2 protein-coding genes are annotated in these 1,566 nt (G+C 57.2%); both read left to right on the top strand.

All coding sequences use genetic code 11. The features are described 5' to 3' along the window. Positions 1-537, top strand: a 537-nt coding sequence (locus ACH2EH_RS12785) for a hypothetical protein (RefSeq protein WP_395142231.1), incomplete at its 5' end; no start/stop codon positions are given. Positions 538-579: 42 nt separating this feature from the next. Next, a complete protein-coding gene (locus ACH2EH_RS12780; RefSeq protein ID WP_395142229.1) occupies positions 580-1,410 on the top strand; it encodes a sugar phosphate isomerase/epimerase family protein in 831 nt (276 codons plus the stop codon). The last annotated feature ends 156 nt before the right edge of the window (positions 1,411-1,566 follow it).

The raw sequence follows: 1,566 nt of genomic DNA, 5'->3' as shown, positions 1-1,566 counted from the left end.
GGCGAGGGGGCCACCGTAGACTGGCAGATAGACGATGGCGAGTGGGAGGCCATGCCGCCTATTCTCGGGGTGCGCCTGGATGCCTTTACTGCCGATGGCCTAAACGAGCTCTGGAAAGCGGCGGGTAAGAGCCGGACATGTAGCAAGGGAGTGACGGGCTTTCGCATCCGCCTCCCTGAGCCGAGTGTCGAGGAGCTTCGTAAAGTGGTGGAAGCCACCCACGATCGCTACCGGCAGGTGCGGCTTGCGGAGGCACGCATCAATAAAGTGGCCATTGTCAGTGGCCAAGTGACCATCAACTCGACCATGACGGATCCGACACGCGTCTCATTTTTGCGCCTGAGTGTGGATGGGAATATCAAGGCGCTGAAGAACTTCGCGCCCTTTGTGATCACCTGGGACACCACGCACCTGGTGGATGGGGAGTATTTTATTGAGATCGAGGCCCTAGACTCCAGCGGTGCCGTGCTGGCGAGCACTCCACGTCGTGTTTTTGTGCTGAATCGAAAAAACGTCCCCGTACCCGCTGGGGGATAAATAACATGCCCCGCATGGGTTCGCGCGGGTACAATGGGCGCTATGAGTATCCAACTAGGGATTTCGTCGTATTCGTACTGGCACTTCAAAGAGCCAAAGGTCGCGATTGAGCATGTCATTGACGAGGCGGCGCGCCTGGAAGTCTCGGGCGTGGAGATTCTCCACCGGCAGATGGACAGCGAGGACAACGGCTACCTTCAGAGCCTGAAGCGCCGCGCTTTTTTAAATGGCTTGGATCTGATCTGCCTCTCGATTCACCAGGACTTCGTCCACCCCGAACCAGAACTTCGCAAGCAACATATAGATCACACGCTGCGCTGCATCGAGCTGGCCTACAAGCTGGGGATCCCCTGCATTCGGCTGAACTCGGGCCGCTGGAAGACCATCGCGAGCTTTGATGACTTAATGGACGCGCGTGGCAACGAACCGCCGGTTTCGGGCTACACTGAGGACGATGCGTTTGGCTGGTGCATCGAGAGCATTCAGAAGTGCCTCGATAAATGCGCCGAGTGTGGCGTGACACTGGCGCTCGAAAACCACTGGGGCCTGACGCGCACGCCCGAGGGTGTCTTGCGCGTGATAGATGCAGTCAACTCTCCGTGGCTGGTGGGGCTGATGGACACCGGCAACTTTCGTGAGGATCTCTACGAGAACTTAGAGAAGATGGCAAAGTACGTGCGCTTCGTCCAAGCCAAGACCTACTTCGGTGGCGGCGAGTGGTACACCCTGGAGATGGACTACAATCGCATCGCGCAAATTCTTAAATCTGTGAACTACTCCGGCTACATTTCCCTCGAAATGGAAGGCAAAGAAGACCCCGCCACGGCAGTTCCCAAGAGCATCGCACTACTCAAATCGGCGTTTGGCCTCTAGCCCGGAACGGGCTTCGCGGCGCAAAGCGCCATTGTAGACGCCGATTTCAATCGGCGGGAGAGAGTAAATGAGTTTTTTTCCCTTTGATCGCTACATCAAGCATGATGAACTAACGACGGGCCTGCAAGCCGTCGCTGCGGCGTACCCGAATCTCGT

The sequence above is a fragment of the Armatimonas sp. genome, assembly GCF_043760365.1.
GTDB lineage: Bacteria > Armatimonadota > Armatimonadia > Armatimonadales > Armatimonadaceae > Armatimonas.
This window is presented reverse-complemented; position numbering and strand designations above follow the sequence as displayed.

Excerpts from the sequence above, each read along its gene's own strand:
- ACH2EH_RS12780 (WP_395142229.1), top strand. The coding sequence starts at position 580 with ATGAGTATCCAACTAGGGATTTCGTCGTATTCGTACTGGCACTTCAAA.